Raw genomic sequence first — 17,235 nt, forward strand, 5'->3', positions numbered from 1 at the left:
TTGACGTGCGGCTTGGTCCGCTCGAATTTCTCTTTTGCCATGTCGCTTCCTTAAAAAAAGAACAATGCCCGTGTCTGGGTTTTAGGTCTGCACGCCGCTGCTGGGTCGCCCCGCACGGGAACAGGGCGGCGCGGCGTCGCAGACCGCGGAAAGAGGACGATCGCCGCCCGTCAAGGCGGCGATCGGTCGGGATTACTTGGCGCGGGCGGCGACGATCGCTTCCGACACGTTGCGCGGCGCTTCCGAGTAGTGCTTGAACTCCATCGTGTAGGTGGCACGACCCTGCGACATGGAACGCAGCGTGGTGGAGTAGCCAAACATCTCCGACAGCGGCACCTCGGCCTTGATCGCCTTGCCACCGCCGGGCATGTCTTCCATGCCCTGCACCATGCCGCGGCGGGACGACAGGTCGCCCATCACGTTACCGGCGTAGTCTTCAGGCGTCTCGACTTCCACGGCCATCATCGGCTCGAGGATGACCGGGTTGGCTTTCTTGCAGCCTTCCTTGAAGCCGAAGATGGCTGCCATCTTGAACGCTTGTTCGGACGAGTCCACGTCGTGGTACGAACCGAAGTGCAGCGTCACCTTGACGTCGACCACCGGGAAGCCGGCAAGCACGCCCGCGTTCAGCGCTTCAATCACGCCCTTCTCAACGGCGGGAATGTATTCGCGCGGCACCACACCGCCCTTGATCGCGTCGACGAACTCGAAGCCTTTGCCGGCTTCGTTCGGCTCGATCTTGAACACGACGTGGCCGTACTGGCCCTTACCGCCCGACTGGCGGACAAACTTGCCCTCGGCTTCCGCCACTTCCTTGCGAATCGTCTCGCGGTACGCGACCTGCGGCTTGCCGACGTTGGCTTCCACGCCGAACTCGCGCTTCATGCGGTCGACGATGATCTCCAGGTGCAGTTCGCCCATGCCGGAGATGATGGTCTGGCCGGACTCTTCGTCGGTCTTGACGCGGAACGACGGATCTTCGGAGGCCAGGCGCTGCAGCGCAATGCCCATCTTTTCCTGGTCGGCCTTGGTCTTGGGTTCCACGGCCTGCGCGATCACGGGCTCAGGGAAGACCATGCGCTCCAGGGTGATCACGGCTTCCGGATCGCACAGGGTCTCGCCCGTGGTCACTTCCTTCAGGCCCACGCAAGCGGCGATGTCACCGGCGCGGATCTCTTCCACTTCCTGGCGGTTGTTGGCGTGCATCTGCACGATACGACCGATGCGCTCTTTCTTGCCCTTGACCGGGTTGTAGACCGTGTCGCCCTTCTTCAGCACGCCGGAGTACACGCGCACGAAGGTCAGCTGGCCGACGTACGGGTCGGTCATCAGCTTGAAGGCCAGCGCCGACAGCTTTTCGCCGTCGTCGGCCTGGCGGGTGGCGGGCTCTTCCTTTTCATTGGTACCGGCCACGGGCGGGATGTCCACCGGCGAGGGCAGGAAGTCGATCACCGCGTCGAGCATGCGCTGCACACCCTTGTTCTTAAAGGCGGTGCCACACAGCATCGGCTGGATCTCGGTGGAGATGGTGCGCGTGCGCAGGCCGAGCTTGATCTCGGCCTCGGACAGGTCGCCCTCTTCCAGGTACTTGTTCATCAGCTCTTCGCTGGCTTCGGCCGCGGCCTCCACCATGCTCTCGCGCCACTTCTTCGCATCGGCGAGGAGCTCGGCCGGGATGTCGTGGTACTCGAACTTCATGCCCTGGGACGCTTCGTCCCAGATGATGGCCTTCATCTTGATCAGATCGACCACGCCCTTGAAGTTGTCTTCAGCGCCGATCGGAATCACGATCGGCACGGGGTTGGCCTTCAGGCGCACCTTCATCTGGTCCACGACCTTGAAGAAGTTGGCGCCGGTGCGGTCCATCTTGTTGACGAACGCCAGGCGGGGCACCTTGTACTTGTTGGCCTGGCGCCAGACGGTCTCCGACTGGGGCTGCACGCCACCCACGGCGCAGTACACCATGCAGGCGCCGTCCAGCACGCGCATGGAACGCTCCACCTCGATCGTGAAGTCCACGTGGCCGGGGGTGTCGATGATGTTGAAACGGTGCTCGGGGTAGGACAGGTCCATGCCCTTCCAGAAGCAGGTCGTGGCGGCGGACGTGATCGTGATGCCGCGTTCCTGCTCCTGCTCCATCCAGTCCATGGTGGCGGCGCCGTCGTGCACTTCACCGATCTTGTGGTTCACGCCGGTGTAGAACAGGATGCGCTCGGTCGTGGTGGTCTTGCCGGCGTCGATGTGCGCGGAAATGCCGATGTTGCGGTAGCGCTCGAGGGGCGTGTTGCGTGCCATGAAAATTCTCCAATGATGATGTGGCAGAGCCCGCGCCCCTCATGGGGGCCGCGGGCTCGCTCCGACAGCCTGACCCGGCAGTCTGGCGGGCGGGCATGAAGCCCGCGTGAATCAGAAGCGGAAGTGGCTGAAGGCCTTGTTGGCCTCGGCCATGCGGTGCACTTCGTCGCGGCGCTTCATCGCACCGCCACGGCCTTCGGTGGCCTCGATCAGCTCGTTGGCCAGGCGCATGGCCATGGACTTCTCGCTGCGCTTCTTGGCGGCTTCCTTGATCCACCGCATCGACAGGGCCAGACGGCGCACCGGACGCACTTCCACCGGGACCTGGTAGTTGGCGCCACCCACGCGGCGGCTCTTCACTTCCACCATGGGCTTGACGTTGTTGATGGCCACCGAGAAGATTTCCAGCGGGTCCTTGCCGGACTTCTTCTCGATCTGCTCGAACGCGCCATAAATGATGCGCTCGGCCACGGCCTTCTTGCCGCCTTGCATGATCACGTTCATGAACTTGGCGACTTCGACATTGCCGAACTTCGGGTCCGGCAGGATTTCACGTTTAGGGACTTCGCGACGACGGGGCATGATTCACCTCTTGCTTCAGTTGATGTCCGGACGTCCTGTCTGATCCGGCCACCCCGCAGACCCATGGGGAGCCTGCACTTACTCGGCCTTTGTTCAAGGCCACTACGCCGTTCCGGCTCGTCAAAACCGGGCGGCACCGAAATAAAGAAAGCCGGTCAGGCCTTCTTCGGGCGCTTGGCGCCGTACTTGGAACGCGCCTGCTTGCGGTCTTTCACGCCCTGCAGGTCCAGCGAGCCACGCACGATGTGGTAGCGCACACCGGGCAGGTCCTTGACACGACCGCCGCGAACCAGCACGACGCTGTGTTCCTGGAGGTTGTGGCCTTCACCGCCGATGTAGGAAATGACTTCGAAGCCGTTGGTCAGACGGACCTTGGCGACTTTACGAAGGGCCGAGTTCGGCTTCTTCGGCGTCGTGGTGTACACGCGGGTGCACACGCCGCGACGCTGCGGCGAGTTTTCCATGGCCGGGCTCTTGGATTTGGTCTTTTCGACCTCCCGGCCGTGGCGCACGAGCTGGTTGATGGTTGGCATAAAAACCCTTGAAACGTCCCTAAACGTTGAGAAAAGCGATGTCGCGCACGGGAACGCGACCCCCTTCGGAAATTTCCGAAAAGCCCGCGAGTGTAGCACCGGGGCGCCGGCTGCGCCAGCCGGTGCAGCCGATCACTGGATCCAGAGGCGCAGGGCGTCCCAGGCGCGGCCGATGACACCCGCCTCTTCGACACCCTCGAGCACGGTCAGCGGCACCTCGGCCACCGGCGCGCCGTTGGCGGTGGTGACCTTCAGGGTGCCCAGCGCCTGGCCGCGTTGCAACGGCGCCACGAGGGGATCGGGGCGCACCACCTCCGACTTGAGGCTGGCGCCCTGCCCGGCCGGCACCGACACGACAACGCCTTCGGTGCGACCCAGGGCCACGGTGGGCGATTTGCCTTTCCAGACGCGCGGCGAGGCGGCGGGCTGGTTGGCGGCGAGCAGCCGCACCGTGTCAAACGCGGTGTAGCCCCAGTTCAGGAGCTTCTGGCTCTCGGCGGCGCGGGCGTTTTCACTGCTGGCGCCCAGCAACACACTGACCAGCCGGCGCTGGCCGGCCGGTCCGTCGCCCAGGCCGGGCACCGGACGGCGCGCGGTGGCGATGAGGCAATAGCCGGCGGCGGCGGTGTGGCCGGTCTTCAGACCGTCGACGGTGGGGTCGCGGAACAGAAGCAGGTTGCGGTTGGTGTCGTTGGCCGCCGGCGTGCCGGGGTAGCGGTAGCGCTGGATGCTGTAGTAGCTGACGTACTGCGGGAAATCGTTGATCAGGCGCTGGGACAGCACCGCGAGATCGCGCGCGGTGGTGGTGTGGCCGGCCTCGGTCAGGCCTTCGGGGTTGCGGTAGGTGGTGTTGTTCATGCCCAGCGCGCGGGCCTGGTCGTTCATGAGCTGCACGAACCGCTCGACCGAACCGGCCACGCCTTCGGCCAGCGCCACGGTGGCGTCGTTGCCCGACTGCACGATCATGCCCTTGAGCAGGTCTTCGACCGGCACCTGCATCTTGGGGTCGATGAACATGCGCGAGCCGGGCATTTTCCAGGCGCGCTCGCTCACGCCAAAGGTCTGCGTGAGGCTGATCTTGCCGGCCTTCAGGGCGTCGAAGACCAGGTACGCGGTCATGAGCTTGGTCAGCGACGCCGGCTCCACCGGCTGGTCGGGGTCTTTGGCGGCGAGCACTTGGCCGGTGGTGACGTCCAGCAGCAGGTAGGCGCGGGCGGCGACTTCGGGCGGCTGGGGCATCTGGGCGGCGGCAGGGCCGGCCAGGGCGAGGGTGATCAGGGCCGCACCGGCGACACGCAGCAGGGGGCGCAGCAGGGAGGAAAGCACGGAGATAGTCCTTGGCATGGGAATGAATGGGTCGAGGCGCCGCCGGCGGGGCTCAGGCCCGCAGGTGGCGCCACACCAGCTCGCGCAGCAGCGGAAGCTGGCCATGAAAGAAGTGGCCACCGCCGGGCACCACCAGCACCGGCAGTGACTGCGGTCGGGCCCAGTCCATCACGGCGTCCAGCGGCACGGTGTCGTCGGCTTCGCCGTGAACGACCAGCGTGCGCGGCTGGAGTTCCGCTGCAATCGTGTCCACCGGAAACCGGCTGGCGGCGGTGCCGACCAGCACCGCGTGGGTGATGTCGCGCGAAGCCTGCAGGCGCGACAGGGCGTGGGTGGTGACGAATGCGCCGAAGGAAAAGCCGGCCAGACACAGCGGGCCGGTCGGGGCCTGTGCCTGCACCACGGCCAGCAGGTCGTCGAGTTCGCCGCGACCCTCGTCGTACGCGCCGGTGCTGTCGCCCACGCCGCGGAAGTTGAAGCGGACCGCGGTGTAGCCCGCCAGCACGGCGGCGCGCGCCAGCGTCTGGACGACCTTGTTGGTCAGCGTGCCGCCAAACAGCGGGTGGGGATGGGCGATGACGGCGGTGCCGCGGGGCGTGGCGTCGGGGCGGTCGATGGCCAGCTCGATCGTGCCGGCCGGGCCGGGCTGCTGCCCGCGTTCGGTGGCGGCGTTCACCTCAGCGCCCGACGTCGGCGGGGGTGCGCAGCCGCTCAACGACGACGCCGTCGCGCAGGTGCGAAGTCACGATTTCGTCAATGTCCGCCTGGTCCACATAGGTGTACCAGACCGCCTCGGGGTACACGACGGCAATCGGGCCGCCGGCGCAGCGGTCGAGGCAACCCGCCTTGTTGACCCGCACCTGCCCCGGGCCGGCCAGACCGAGCGACTTGACCCGCGACTTGCAGTGATCAAACGCCGCCTGCGCGCGGTGGTCGGCGCAGCAGGCGTCGCCGTTTTCGCGCTGGTTGAGGCAGAAAAAGATGTGGCGCTCGTAGTAAGACGGGCGCTGTGCGTCGGGAGCTTGTGACATGGGCCGGGATTGTAGGGAGTCAGCCCGCCGCCGACGGCCGGGCCACCGCCCGCAGACCGACGGCCAGCGCCGCGTAGGGCCACAACCAGCCCAGCCATTGGGACAGGCCGTGAAAGCGGATGAAGCGGCCCTGCTCCCACACCTCGAGCGACTGGGCAAAGTACGGGCTGGCCGGGGCGCGGTTCAGCAGCCCCAGCGCGAAGGCCAGGCACAGCAGCATCAGCGCCGCACACAGACGCCGCGGCAGGCCCACGAGCGCCAGACCCGCCAAGGCCGCCATGCCCAGGCCCAGCCACGCCGGCGGACTCAACCACGCCCACGCGTGACTCGGCCCGTAAGTGAGCGCTGACGACAGGCCGGCCACGCCGGCGGCGCCCGCGAGAAACAGCGGCAGAAACAACAGGCGGCGGGGCACGTTGCGCAGGTCCGCATACGCCAGCAGCAACGGAGCCAGCAGACACAGCCCGACGCACAAGCCCTCGGCGAGCGGACTCAAGGGGGCTGGCGCATCGCCGGCCGGCGGCAGCCACGCCAGGAATGGCGTGTCGGCCAGCACCTCGGCGGTGGCCTGCAGCGTCCGGTCCCAGACCTGACCCAGACCAAAGGGCACCGAGGCCGGGTACAGCAGCGCCGCCGGCCACAGCGCCAGCAGCACCAGCCCGCCGTGGGCCGAAGGCAGGAACCAGCGGTCCCGCCACCGGGACCAGTGCGCCACCCAGCCCAGCCGGTCCAGCAAGGCCGCGAGTGCCGCACCCAGCACGCCGCCGGCGGCGTTGAGCGCCACATCCACATTCGACGCGATCCGCAGCAGCAGGTAGTTCTGCGTGATTTCCACCGCCAGCGACAGCAGCGCCGGCACCACCACGCCCAGCGGCCACGCCCACGGCGCGCGGCCCGACCGGCGGGCCGCCAGCGACAGCAGCAGGCCCAGCGGCGCGTAACCCAGCAGGTTCGCGCCCACGTCAAAACCCGTCCAGTACTCCGGCAGCGGCGCCCAGAGAAACGCCAGCGGATCGACGCCCTGGCTGCGCCAGCCTTCAAACGGGTACAGGCTGGCGTAGACGATCAGCCCGGCGAACAGCAGGCTCAGCGGCCAGGCGGACGAGGTCGCGCGCGCCACCCGGTCAGAAGGGCTTGACCACCACCAGCACGACCGCGGCCACCAGCATCAGCACCGGCGCCTCGTTGAACCAGCGGTACCAGACATGACCGCGGCGGTTTTCCCCGGCCTCGAAGCGGCGCAGCACCCGCGCGCAGCTGTGGTGGTAGCCGATCACCAGCGCCACCACCAGCAGCTTCGCGTGCATCCAGCCGTTGCCCGGGCCCCGGCCGATGCCGTAACCCAGCCAGAGCCACAGCCCCAACGCCAGCGCCGGCACGCTCAGCAGCGTGGTGAAGCGCAGCAGCTTGCGCGACATCACCAACAGCCGCTGCCGCTCGGCCACGCTCTCCGGCGGCACCATCGCCAGGTTGACGAAGATGCGCGGCAAATAAAACAGGCCGGCAAACCAGCTGGCCACGAACACGATGTGGAAGGCTTTGACCCAGAGCATGGGCGCAGTGTAGACCCGGGCTCCGGCCCCGCCGCCCGTCGGGCGGGGCACCACGGCCAAAAAAAACCCGGCCACGTGGGCCGGGTTGGGAAGCCTTTTTGCTGTCACACACTAAGGCACCCGCTCAGGGAGGAAAAGCGGGAGCCGGTCGCGAGACCGGCCGGCGCCAGTGTAGCTCAGGCGGCTTCATTTCCCAAGTCAACCTGTCAGGATTGACAGTGACGATCTTCACGAAGTGTGGCAGTCAAACGACTTACATCGCCTTGGCCAGCTCGAACATCACGGCCGTGCCCAGCGCGCCGCGGATGTTGCCGCGGCCCACCCGGGCCATCGATGTTTCGTCAAACCCGGACATGTCAAACGCGCTGTCGTCGGGCGAAATCTCCACGAACGCGCACTCGGCCTGCTCCGCGCCGACATCGCGCCGGAAGGCGTCGAAGTCGCTGCCGCGGAGGTCGGCGTCCACGACGATGAGGCTCGGCCAGCGGTGGCGCAGCGCCTCGCGGGCCTGCGCGAGGTCGACCACGCTGTCCGAGCTGATGCCGATCTCCCGCAGCGCGTCGCGCACGTCGGCGCGGATCTGCAGGCTGGGGGAGACGGTGAGCGCATACACACCTTGCAGCGATCGGAACATCGACGACGCGTCGTCCGCGAGGTCGATGGCCGACATGCCATCGACCGACTGCACGGTGCGGGTGAACAGCGCGGTCACCCCCACGCCATCGGCGTGGGTCTGGCGCGTGAGTTCGATGCCGCCGCTGGTCTCGGCGATCTGACGGATGAGCAGCCAGCCCAGGCCGTCGAGGTCGGCCTGGCTGGAGGCCGGGGTGCCGTCGTGGGTGGCGCGCACCTGCAAGCGGGCGTGGGGCGGCCAGTTGTTGATGTCCAGCCGGACGTCCACCCGCCGCCCGAACGGCAAGGCCCAATCGATGGCGGCGTTGACGAAGGCGTAGGTCACCGTCGGGTCCATCAGCACGTCGGCCGGCCGCAGCTTGCGCCGAAGGCCCACGCCGAGCGTGGCGAACTCGCGGCGCCGCTCCTGCAGCAGGTCTTCGATCAGTTCGGCCAGATGAATCTTCTCGTGGGACTGGCGGATGCGGCCGCTGTGGAAGCGCTGGATTTGCTGGGCCACCATGCCGGCCTGGCGCAGGCGCTGCACACCCGCGCTGAGGGCCATGTGGTCGGGCCGGGCGAGCCGCTCGCGGGCGTGAAGCTGGTCGAGCTGCTGTTGCAGGCCGGCCAGCCCCTCGGTGATCTGGCTGGCCAGGCTGCCCACCAGCTCAGGCCAGTGCGCGTCCATGGACCACGGCTCCGGGCCCGGTTTGGTGCCGAGGTTCAAACCCGTCGGCGCGGGCTTTTTCACGGTGTTCATGGTGTGTTCAGACGGTGGCCAGCCGGGGCGGCTGACTTTGTTACGAAAAATAACACCTTCGGGTTCCCTTCCACGCGTTCGTTCCATCAGCCGCCGGGCCCGGCCGTGAGCTACGGCACGTCAGCCGGCCTTTTCGGCGCGGGCCACTGCCACAATAGGCTGCATGCACACCCCCGCCCCCTACCCCGCCAACCGTCCGCGGCGCCTGCGCCGCGATGCCTTCACCCGTGAGCTGGTGCGCGAACACCGGCTGCACCCCTCGGACCTGATTTATCCGGTGTTCGTGCTGGACGGCGCAAACCGGCGCGAGGCCGTGGGCTCGATGCCGGGCGTGGAGCGCCTGAGCCTGGATTTGCTGCTGCCGGTGGCTGAAGAGTGCGTGGCGCTGGGCATCCCGGTGATGGCCTTGTTCCCGGTGATCGACCCGGCCCTCAAGACCCCGGACGGCCGCGAGGCCACCAACCCCGACGGGCTGGTGCCGCGCGTGGTGGCGGCGCTGAAGAAGGCGTTCCCGCAGCTCGGCGTGATGACCGACGTGGCGCTGGACCCTTACACCAGCCACGGCCAGGACGGCCTGCTGGATGAGTCGAACTACATCCTCAACGACCCCACGGTGGCCGTGCTGACGCAGCAGGCGCTGGTGCAGGCCGCTGCGGGCGTGGACATCGTGGCGCCCAGCGACATGATGGACGGCCGCATCGGCGCGATCCGCCAGGCGCTGGAAGGCGCCGGTCATGTGCACACCCGGATCATGGCTTACAGCGCCAAGTACGCCAGCGCGTTCTACGGACCCTTCCGCGACGCGGTGGGCTCGGCAGCCAACCTCGGCAAGGCCGATAAAAAGGTGTACCAGATGGACCCCGGCAACACCGACGAGGCGCTGCGCGAGGTGGCGCTGGACCTGGCCGAGGGCGCCGACATGGTGATGGTCAAGCCGGGCATGCCGTACCTGGACATCGTGCGCCGGGTCAAAGACGAGTTCCACGTGCCAACCTTCGCCTACCAGGTCAGCGGCGAATACGCCATGCTCAAGGCCGCCGCGCAGAACGGCTGGCTGGACCACGACGCGGTGATGATGGAAAGCCTGCTGGCGTTCAAGCGCGCGGGGGCGGATGGCATCCTGACCTACTTCGCCCGCGAGGCGGCGCGCCTCCTGCGCGCCTGAACGGCACGACCCGGGGCGAGCAAAACGACACGACACGGAGGGCTGGCGATGCGGGTGTTTGCGATCCAGCCCGGCGCGGTGGTGGAATCGGCGGGGCTGCCGATGGTGGCGCCCGACAAGGGCTTTCTCTGGATCGCCTGCGGGCGGCGCGAGTTTGAGCTGGAGTCGGGCAACGTGCTGGCGGCGCTGCAGCTGCTGTGCGGCGCCACGCTGTTCGACCTGCACGTGAGCGACCTGCTGAACAACCAGCTGCCGTCGCACCATGACTACACCTCCCAGTACGACATCCTCGTGTTCCGACGCCTCGCCGCCGGTCACGCCGAGACCGACATGAGCCAGCCGGGCGCAGTGCTGTCCGAGCCGGTCAAGCGCAGCGGTCCGCCGGTGCTGCGGCGCATCGACACCAGCCCGGTGGGCTTTGCGGTGTTTGATCGCGTGCTGCTGACGGTGCATCCGGCGGGCTGCGGCGTGCTGGACCAGTACGCCACCCGGCTGCTGGCCACCGCAGGCAGCGCGCCGCGCGCCGGCGGCGGTGGGTTGCCGATCAGCCCGGCCGATCTGATGCTGCGCATCGTCAACCAGATGGTCGACGGTTACCTCGACCTGCGCCGCGAACTCACCCGCCAGCTCGACCACTGGCAGGCCGAGTTGCTGCACCCCAAGACCCGCTTCAACAACTGGTCGTCGCTGCTGGACGCGCGCATCTCGCTGCACCAGCTCGACGAGATCTGCGAAGACCAGCGCACCGCCATCCAGAACTGGATCGAGGCGCTGGAGGGCTGGACGCCGATCGACGCGCTCGGCGGGCAGCGCGGGCTGGAGTTGCTGCGCGTGCGCAGCCGCGACGTGCTCGAACACATCGAGCGGGTGGTGCACCACGTGCGGCGCCTGGAGCAGAACGCCGAAACCGCGGTGCAGATGCACTTCTCCGCGCAGAGCAACCGCACCAACGACATCATGCGCACGCTCACCGCACTGACCGCGGTGTTCCTGCCGCTGAACCTGATCGCGGGCATCTTCGGCATGAACTTCGAGTTCATCCCGCTGATCCACGAGCGCGCCGGCTTCTGGTGGGCGATGGGCTCGATGGTGCTGGTCGCGGTGGGCCTGAGCCTGTTCTTCTGGCGCAAGCGCTACTTGCGCTCCACACCGGCGCGCTGAGGCGGCTCGCCCAGCCCGAACAGCCGCGCCCCGTTGTCCCAGGCGATCTGCCGCGCCACTGGCGCGGGCAGGTCACCGAGCCACTGCCGGGCCTGCGTCATGACCTCGCCGTACAACGCCCAGCGCGCGTTGACCCAGGTGTCCGAACCGACGAGAAAGCGGTCGGGAAAACGCAGCAGCAGCGCCCGCCACGCCGGGCAGGCACGCGCCGCGCCGCCGGGTCCGTCGCAGATCAGCCCGGGCCGGTAGGACAGCTCACCCATCAAGGCGGGGTGGCGCTGCAAGAGGGCGGCCACGGTCTCCACCGGCGGGCCACCGATGCCGGTGTGGGCCCAGATCAGCGCAAAACCGGGCCGGGGCGGCGCGCCACTGGCCAGTGCGTGGGCCATGAGCCGCTCGATCGCAACCTCGTCGGTGTGGGCCAGCACGGCCAGACCGCGGGCGGCGGCGAGCGCCATCAGCCGCTGGGCCACCGGGCCGTCGGCGTGGGCGCTGTCGTCGAGGTGGAACTCGCCCAGGCCGCGGTATGGCCCGGCGGCGGTGCCGGCGGCGAGTTCGCGCTCGACCATCGCGACGATGCTCTCGTCGCGGAACCAGCCCTGGCGGTCGGCGCGTTGGCGGTACAGACGCACGAACGGGACCACCGTGACGCCGGCGGCCCCGGTGAGCGCGCGCGCTTCGGCCAACGCGCGGGTGCCGTCGTTGGGGCGCGAGTTGGCGAGCACGGCGCGCACGCCACTGGCCTCGAGCTTGCGCACCGCCTCGGCCAGCGGGACCGCACAAGGCGCCGCGCCGGCGGTGTGGACGCAGGCTTCGTCGTTGTAGTGCAGGTGGGCGTCGAACAGCGGGCCGCGGTACTCGGCCTGCGCCGCGCCGGCCCCCAGGCCGAGCGCCGCGACCCAGGCCGTCACCGCCCAACGCCGCGGGTGCACGACCGCCACGGCGTCAGCCCACGTGCTGGGCGAAGAAGGCCAGCGTGCGCTCGCGGGCCAGGTCGGCCGCGGCGGCGTCGTAGGAGCCGCGCTGGTCGCAGTTGAAGCCGTGGTGGGCGGCGTAGACGTGCACCGCCACACCGGGCTGCGCGGCCTTGAACGCCTCCACCGTGTCGAGCGGAATCCAGTGGTCCTGATCGCCGAAATGCGCCAGCACCGGCACCTGCGGGCGGCGGGCCGCGTCGTCCGGTGCGGTCATGCCGCCGCCGTAGTACGGCACCGCCGCGCTCAGGCCCCGCAGCGTGCAGGCGGCGCGCCAGGTGAGCAGGCCGCCCCAGCAATAGCCGACGATGCCCACGCGACCGGCCTGGGCGGCGTGGTCGATGGCGGCCTGGATATCCGCCATCACGCCGGGGGCGGGCAGCGCGTCCACGGCCATCTTCAGGCCGAAGCCGGCCTTCATGTCGTCCTCCGTGTAGCCCAGCTCCACGCCGGTCTGCACGCGGGAGAAGGTGCTGGGAGCCACGGCGAGATAGCCGGCGGCGGCGAACCGGTCGGCCACCGAACGGATGTGGCTGTTGACGCCAAAAATCTCCTGCAGCACGACGATGCCGCCCTTGGGCGCGCCGGCGGGGCGGGCGACGTAGGCGGGGAAGGTGTGGCCGTCGGCGGCGGTGAGGGTCAGGGTGTCGCTCATGGGTGTCTCCGGTGAGGGCGGGTGAAAAAGGGACGGGGCAGCGGGTCAGGCCGGGGCGCGCAGCCGGCGCTCGACCAAGTCCAGCCGGTCCTGGCCCCAAAAAATTTCGCCATCGATCACGTAGCTGGGCGCGCCGAACACGCCGGCGTCGATCGCGGCCTGGGTGTGGGCGTCCACCGCGGCCTGCGCGGCGGGCTGCTGGGACACCACGAGGCGCTCGGCCGGCAGGCCTTGTTCGGCCAGCAGCGTGGCCAGCGTGGCGGGATCGGCGATGTCGCGTTCCTGCACCCACACGGCGGCCAGCACGGCGCCGGCCAGCCGCAGGGCCGCGTCGGTGCCGTCGGCGCGGTCGACGGTGACGATCAGCCGGGCGGCGGGGTCACCCGCCACCGGGAAATGGCGCGGGTGCAGGTTCAGCGGCAGGCCGAGCGCCTCGCTGAAGCGGCGCAGCTCGACCAGGCGGTAGGCCTGCCGCTGCGGCGCGCGCTGGCCCAGCGGCAAACCGCCCGAGACGGGAAACACCCGGGCCAGGTCGATCGGGCGCAGCTGCACGGTCGCGCCAGCGGCGCGGGCGATGCGCACAAAGCGCTCGTGGCCGAGGTAGGTCCAGGGGCTTTGCGGGGCGAGGTAGTAGTCAACCGGGTGACGCATGGGGGGCGGACAAGGCCGGGCCTTGGTGGAATGATGCGGGTGGACCCGGTTTGTACGCCAATCGGGCGGGACCCGCAGCCCCTCGGGTTGTTGGGCCCCGGGCCAGCACAGGACAACACAGGAGACCGCGCGATGGCGCAAGACACGGACAAGGTGCTGCTGGTGACCGGCGGCTCGCGCGGGATCGGCGCGGCCACCGCGCGGCTGGCGGCGGCCCAGGGCTGGGCGGTGGCGGTGAACTACGCGGCCCATTCGCTGGCGGCGGACGAGGTGGTGCGCGCCATCCGCGCCGGCGGCGGGCGGGCGATGGCCGTGGCCGGCGATGTGGCGGACGAGGCGCAGGTGGTGCGCCTGTTTGCCCAGGTGGACGCGAAGTTCGGGCCGGTGACGGGCCTGGTGAACAACGCCGGCGTGGTGGACGTGAGCGCGCGGGTGGACGAGATGAGCGCGGCGCGGCTGCGCCGCATGTTCGACATCAACGTGCTGGGCACGATGCTGTGCGCGCGCGAGGCGGTGCGCCGCATGAGCACGCGCCACGGCGGGCGCGGCGGGGCCATCGTGAACGTGTCGAGCGCCGCCACGCGGCTGGGCTCGGCGGGGCAGTACGTGGACTACGCCGCGGCCAAGGGCGCGGTCGACGTGTTCACCGTCGGGCTGGCGCGCGAGGTGGCGGCCGAGGGGGTACGGGTCAACGCGGTGCGGCCCGGGCTCATCCACACCGAGATCCACGCCAGCGGCGGCCTGCCCAACCGCGTGCAGGACCTGCAGCACCTCGTGCCCATGCAGCGCGGCGGCACGCCCGAAGAAGTGGCGCAGGCCATTGTCTGGCTGCTGTCCGACGCCGCCAGCTACACCACCATGGCCTTGCTCGACGTCTCGGGAGGACGCTGATGACCACACCCACCCACCCGGCCGCCACCCCGCGCCTGTACTGGGAAGACCTCGCCGTGGGCGAAACCCGCGACCTCGGCACGATCACGCCGACCGCGCAGGAGATCGTCGACTTCGCGCGGCAGTTCGACCCGCAGCCCTTTCACCTCGATCCCGAGGCGGCCAAGGAATCGGTGTTCGGCGCGCTGTGCGCCAGCGGCTGGCACACCTGCGCCATGGCCATGCGGCTGATGGTGACGAATTTCCTGAAAGACACCTCCAGCCTCGGCTCGCCCGGGCTGGACAGCCTGAAGTGGCTCAAGCCGGTGTTCCCCGGCGACACCCTGCGCCTGCAGCACACGATCACGGAAAAGCGCGTCATGGCCAAGCGCCCGGACGTGGGGCTGGTGCGCACCGTGTGGGAAATGTTCAACCAGCACGGCGAGCCGGTGTTGCGGATGGAGGGCTACGGCATGTTCCGGCTGCGCGGGAACTGACCGGCTCGGCGCACAATGCGGCGCCACGCTCCTCGCCGCCATGGACTTCAAACCCCTCATCACCCTGCTGGCCATCGTCAATCCGCTGGCGATCGTCCCGTTCTTCATTCACTACACGCAGGGCTTTTCGCGCCGGCAGCGGCAGCGCACCGTGCTGATCGCGGCCTTCAGCGCGTTCGCGGTGATCGCCACCTGCGCGCTGATCGGCCTGCAGATCCTTGCCTTCTTTGGCATCTCCCTGGCCAGCTTCCAGGTGGGCGGCGGCATGCTGCTGCTGACCTCGGCGCTGGCCATGCTCAACGCCCAGCCGGCCGAGGCCAAGACGAACACGCAGGAGGTGAGCGACGCGTCGGCGCGCGCGAGCATCGCGGTGGTGCCGCTGACCATCCCGCTGCTCACCGGCCCGGCCACGATGTCCACCGTGGTGATCTACGCGGACCAGGCCCGCAACTTCCTGCAGCACGCGATGCTGGTGGGCTACGGCGTGGTCATCGCGCTGGCCACCGCGGTGTGCTTCACGCTGGCCGAGCCGATCGCCCGCGTGCTGGGCCAGACCGGCATCAACGTGATGACCCGGCTGATGGGCCTGATCCTGGCCGCGCTGGCGGTGGAGGTGATGGCCGACGGCCTGATGAAGCTGTTCCCGGCGCTGGCCGGCTGAGCCGGCGCTCGGGGCCCCGGCTCAGGCGCCCGGCGGGTACAGGCCCAGCGCCTGCGCCTGCACGCGGGCCAGTCCGTAGAGCGCATCCGTCAGCGGCGTGGCCACGCCCGTGAGCTGGCCGAGCTCGCGCACCGCGCCCACCAGCGCATCGAGCTCCACCGGCTTGCCGGCCTGCACGTCCTGCAGCATCGAGGTGCGGAAAGCGCCCAGCTTGCGGGTGACGGCGTGACGGTCGTCGGGCTGCTGCGCGATCGGCAGGCCCAGGCGCTCGCCGATGGCGCGGGCCTCCAGCATCACCTGGCTGACAAACTGGCGCAACAACGGGTCGTCCAGGATGCGGTCGGTGGTGGCGCCGGTGAGGGCACTCACCGGGTTGATGGTCATGTTGCCCCAGAGCTTGAACCAGACGTCTTTCTGGATGCAGGGCGAGACGGTGGCCTCCAGCCCGGCCAGGCAGAGCAGCGCCGCCAGCGCCTGCACCCGCTCGCTGTTGTGGCCCGCCGGTTCGCCGACGATCAGCCCCTGGCCGAGGTGATGCCGCACCACGCCGGGCGCTTCCACGGAGCAGGCGGCGTGCACCACGCCGCCGATCACGTGGCGCGCCGGGATGGCGCGCGCGATCGAGCCCAGCGGGTCGACGCTGGCGAGCCGGTGGCCGGCGTGGGCGCCGCCGAAGCCATCGAAGAACCACCACGGCACGCCGTTCATCGCGGTCAGCACCAGCGTGTGGCGACCGATCAGCGGCGCCAGCCCCGGCGCCAGCCCCGGCAGGGCCGGCGCCTTCACCGCCACGATCACCAGGTCGTGCACCCCCAGCTCGCTGGCGCGCTCGGCCGCCTGCACCGCCGCCCGCTCCTCGGTGTCGCCGCTGCGCAGGCGCAGGCCGTCGCGCCGCAGGGCGGCGAGCGTGTCGCCGCGGGCCAGCAGACTGACCTCCGCGCCCGCGCCCGCCAGCCGCGCACCCAGCCAGCCGCCGATCGCTCCGGCGCCCACGATGGCCACCCGGGCCAGGTCGGCCGGGTTCACGCGCCACCCCCCTCGGCAAACCGGTCGCGCAAGGCCCGCGCGGCGCTGGCCAGCAACATGGTATCGGCGCCCACGGCCACGAAGCGTGCGCCCGCGTCCAGCCAGCGGCGGGCCGCGGGTTCGGTGGTGGCCAGGATGCCGGGCGCCTTGCCGGCGGCGCGGATGGTGGCCATGGCCTCGGTGATGGCGGCCTGCACCGCCGGGTGGGCGGCATCGCCCGGATGGCCCATGGACGCGCTCAGGTCGGCCGGACCGATGAACACACCGTCCACCCCCGGCGTCGCGGCGATCGCCGGCAACTGGTGCAGGGCGGTCACGCTTTCCACCTGCACCAGCACGCACATCTGCGCGTTCGCCTCGTGCACATAGCGTTCATGGGCCTGCCAGCGGGACGCGCGCGCCAGCGCGCTGCCCATGCCGCGCACGCCGTCCGGCGCGTAGCGCGTGGCGGCCACGACGGCCGCCGCCTGGGCGGGCGTGTCGATCATCGGCGCCATCAGCGTCTGCACGCCCAGGTCCAGCACCTGCTTGATCAGCGCGGTACCGACCTCCCCGGTGGCCACCGGTACCCGCACCACCGGCTGCGAACGCGCGTCGCCAAACGCCTGCTGCGCGCTGGCCACGGCCTGCAGCTGCGCCAGCGTGCTGCGCAGGTCGTTGGGCGCGTGTTCGCCGTCGATCAGGAGCCAGTCAAACCCTGCGCCGGCCACCAGCTCGGTGCTGTAGGGGCTGGCGAGCGCAGCCCACAGGCCGATCTGCGGCGGGCCGTCGCGCAGGGCCTGCTTGAAACGGTTGGTGGGGGTGGGCAACGGGGAGGGCATGGCGCGGGTCGGGATGGGTCTCGTGGAGGTCGGGTGTCGGTGCGGTGCGGGCGTGGTGGGGG

General features: G+C 69.7%; 19 protein-coding genes. 5 read left to right on the plus strand and 14 right to left on the minus strand.

Annotated features, from left to right (window positions below; genetic code table 11):
• Positions 1-192: 192 nt before the first annotated feature.
• From fusA to AC2D80_RS12385, 9 genes are all read right to left on the minus strand, one after another.
• Entirely contained in the window at positions 193-2,295 is a 2,103-nt protein-coding gene (gene fusA / locus AC2D80_RS12345) for an elongation factor G (RefSeq protein WP_484633331.1), read from the minus strand.
• A gap of 111 nt (positions 2,296-2,406) precedes the next feature.
• Positions 2,407-2,877 (minus strand): 30S ribosomal protein S7, encoded by a 471-nt coding sequence (rpsG, locus tag AC2D80_RS12350; RefSeq protein WP_291136530.1) that lies wholly within the window; start codon positions 2,875-2,877, stop codon positions 2,407-2,409.
• Between the two features lie 155 nt (positions 2,878-3,032).
• Positions 3,033-3,410, minus strand: coding sequence for a 30S ribosomal protein S12 (gene rpsL / locus AC2D80_RS12355; protein WP_009516237.1), 378 nt, complete (start codon positions 3,408-3,410; stop codon positions 3,033-3,035).
• Positions 3,411-3,542: 132 nt separating this feature from the next.
• Positions 3,543-4,742 carry a D-alanyl-D-alanine carboxypeptidase family protein gene (locus AC2D80_RS12360; RefSeq protein WP_484633578.1) on the minus strand — a complete coding sequence of 400 codons (1,200 nt, stop codon included), beginning with the start codon at positions 4,740-4,742 and terminating at the stop codon, positions 3,543-3,545.
• Between the two features lie 46 nt (positions 4,743-4,788).
• Positions 4,789-5,412: an alpha/beta hydrolase gene (locus AC2D80_RS12365; RefSeq protein ID WP_484633332.1), complete on the minus strand. Its 624-nt coding sequence runs from the start codon at positions 5,410-5,412 to the stop codon at positions 4,789-4,791.
• A gap of 1 nt (position 5,413) precedes the next feature.
• Entirely contained in the window at positions 5,414-5,767 is a 354-nt protein-coding gene (locus AC2D80_RS12370) for a (2Fe-2S) ferredoxin domain-containing protein (protein ID WP_484633333.1), read from the minus strand.
• Between the two features lie 19 nt (positions 5,768-5,786).
• The gene (locus AC2D80_RS12375; RefSeq protein ID WP_484633334.1) at positions 5,787-6,887 is read right to left on the minus strand and encodes a VanZ family protein; all 1,101 of its coding nucleotides are present in this window, start codon (positions 6,885-6,887) and stop codon (positions 5,787-5,789) included.
• 4 nt (positions 6,888-6,891) lie between these two features.
• Positions 6,892-7,320, minus strand: a complete 429-nt coding sequence (locus AC2D80_RS12380; protein ID WP_484633335.1) for a CopD family protein — start codon at positions 7,318-7,320, stop codon at positions 6,892-6,894.
• Between the two features lie 253 nt (positions 7,321-7,573).
• Positions 7,574-8,692, minus strand: a complete 1,119-nt coding sequence (locus AC2D80_RS12385; RefSeq protein ID WP_484633336.1) for a hypothetical protein — start codon at positions 8,690-8,692, stop codon at positions 7,574-7,576.
• Positions 8,693-8,855: 163 nt separating this feature from the next.
• On the opposite strand from AC2D80_RS12385, the gene hemB reads away from it, so the two are divergent.
• A complete protein-coding gene (gene hemB, locus AC2D80_RS12390; protein WP_484633337.1) occupies positions 8,856-9,857 on the plus strand; it encodes a porphobilinogen synthase in 1,002 nt (333 codons plus the stop codon).
• 48 nt (positions 9,858-9,905) lie between these two features.
• Positions 9,906-11,018 (plus strand): magnesium transporter CorA family protein, encoded by a 1,113-nt coding sequence (locus AC2D80_RS12395; protein WP_484633338.1) that lies wholly within the window; start codon positions 9,906-9,908, stop codon positions 11,016-11,018.
• Here AC2D80_RS12395 and AC2D80_RS12400 read toward each other — a convergent pair.
• From AC2D80_RS12400 to AC2D80_RS12410, 3 genes are read right to left on the minus strand one after another with little or no spacing between them, the layout of a single operon-like run.
• Positions 10,991-11,950, minus strand: coding sequence for an amidohydrolase family protein (locus AC2D80_RS12400; protein WP_484633579.1), 960 nt, complete (start codon positions 11,948-11,950; stop codon positions 10,991-10,993). The two genes, AC2D80_RS12395 and AC2D80_RS12400, sit on opposite strands and share 28 nt — an antisense overlap.
• Before the next feature lie 13 nt (positions 11,951-11,963).
• On the minus strand, positions 11,964-12,647 hold the full coding sequence (locus AC2D80_RS12405) for a dienelactone hydrolase family protein (protein WP_484633339.1): 684 nt from the start codon (positions 12,645-12,647) through the stop codon (positions 11,964-11,966).
• A 45-nt stretch (positions 12,648-12,692) separates the two neighbouring features.
• A complete protein-coding gene (locus AC2D80_RS12410; protein WP_484633340.1) occupies positions 12,693-13,298 on the minus strand; it encodes a DsbA family protein in 606 nt (201 codons plus the stop codon).
• A gap of 132 nt (positions 13,299-13,430) precedes the next feature.
• On the opposite strand from AC2D80_RS12410, the gene AC2D80_RS12415 reads away from it, so the two are divergent.
• Genes AC2D80_RS12415 through AC2D80_RS12425 form a run of 3 tightly spaced genes read left to right on the plus strand, consistent with a single transcriptional unit; the run spans position 13,431 to position 15,326 of the window.
• Complete coding sequence (locus AC2D80_RS12415; protein ID WP_484633341.1) at positions 13,431-14,189, plus strand: SDR family oxidoreductase; 759 nt, start codon at positions 13,431-13,433, stop codon at positions 14,187-14,189.
• Entirely contained in the window at positions 14,189-14,665 is a 477-nt protein-coding gene (locus AC2D80_RS12420; RefSeq protein WP_484633342.1) for a MaoC family dehydratase, read from the plus strand. Before AC2D80_RS12415 ends, AC2D80_RS12420 begins: the two co-directional genes overlap by 1 nt.
• Before the next feature lie 40 nt (positions 14,666-14,705).
• Positions 14,706-15,326 (plus strand): MarC family protein, encoded by a 621-nt coding sequence (locus AC2D80_RS12425; protein ID WP_484633343.1) that lies wholly within the window; start codon positions 14,706-14,708, stop codon positions 15,324-15,326.
• A 21-nt stretch (positions 15,327-15,347) separates the two neighbouring features.
• Here AC2D80_RS12425 and AC2D80_RS12430 read toward each other — a convergent pair whose 3' ends face one another.
• Complete coding sequence (locus AC2D80_RS12430; protein ID WP_484633344.1) at positions 15,348-16,352, minus strand: 2-dehydropantoate 2-reductase; 1,005 nt, start codon at positions 16,350-16,352, stop codon at positions 15,348-15,350.
• Positions 16,349-17,161: an aldolase/citrate lyase family protein gene (locus AC2D80_RS12435; RefSeq protein ID WP_484633580.1), complete on the minus strand. Its 813-nt coding sequence runs from the start codon at positions 17,159-17,161 to the stop codon at positions 16,349-16,351. Before AC2D80_RS12435 ends, AC2D80_RS12430 begins: the two co-directional genes overlap by 4 nt.
• Positions 17,162-17,235 lie beyond the last annotated feature (74 nt).

The organism is Hydrogenophaga sp. T66, assembly GCF_057219855.1.

Excerpts from the sequence above, each read along its gene's own strand:
- fusA (WP_484633331.1), bottom strand. The coding sequence starts at position 2,295 with ATGGCACGCAACACGCCCCTCGAGCGCTACCGCAACATCGGCATTTCC.
- rpsG (WP_291136530.1), bottom strand. The coding sequence starts at position 2,877 with ATGCCCCGTCGTCGCGAAGTCCCTAAACGTGAAATCCTGCCGGACCCG.
- rpsL (WP_009516237.1), bottom strand. The coding sequence starts at position 3,410 with ATGCCAACCATCAACCAGCTCGTGCGCCACGGCCGGGAGGTCGAAAAG.
- AC2D80_RS12370 (WP_484633333.1), bottom strand. The coding sequence starts at position 5,767 with ATGTCACAAGCTCCCGACGCACAGCGCCCGTCTTACTACGAGCGCCAC.
- AC2D80_RS12380 (WP_484633335.1), bottom strand. The coding sequence starts at position 7,320 with ATGCTCTGGGTCAAAGCCTTCCACATCGTGTTCGTGGCCAGCTGGTTT.
- AC2D80_RS12385 (WP_484633336.1), bottom strand. The coding sequence starts at position 8,692 with ATGAACACCGTGAAAAAGCCCGCGCCGACGGGTTTGAACCTCGGCACC.
- hemB (WP_484633337.1), top strand. The coding sequence starts at position 8,856 with ATGCACACCCCCGCCCCCTACCCCGCCAACCGTCCGCGGCGCCTGCGC.
- AC2D80_RS12395 (WP_484633338.1), top strand. The coding sequence starts at position 9,906 with ATGCGGGTGTTTGCGATCCAGCCCGGCGCGGTGGTGGAATCGGCGGGG.
- AC2D80_RS12405 (WP_484633339.1), bottom strand. The coding sequence starts at position 12,647 with ATGAGCGACACCCTGACCCTCACCGCCGCCGACGGCCACACCTTCCCC.
- AC2D80_RS12410 (WP_484633340.1), bottom strand. The coding sequence starts at position 13,298 with ATGCGTCACCCGGTTGACTACTACCTCGCCCCGCAAAGCCCCTGGACC.
- AC2D80_RS12415 (WP_484633341.1), top strand. The coding sequence starts at position 13,431 with ATGGCGCAAGACACGGACAAGGTGCTGCTGGTGACCGGCGGCTCGCGC.
- AC2D80_RS12420 (WP_484633342.1), top strand. The coding sequence starts at position 14,189 with ATGACCACACCCACCCACCCGGCCGCCACCCCGCGCCTGTACTGGGAA.
- AC2D80_RS12425 (WP_484633343.1), top strand. The coding sequence starts at position 14,706 with ATGGACTTCAAACCCCTCATCACCCTGCTGGCCATCGTCAATCCGCTG.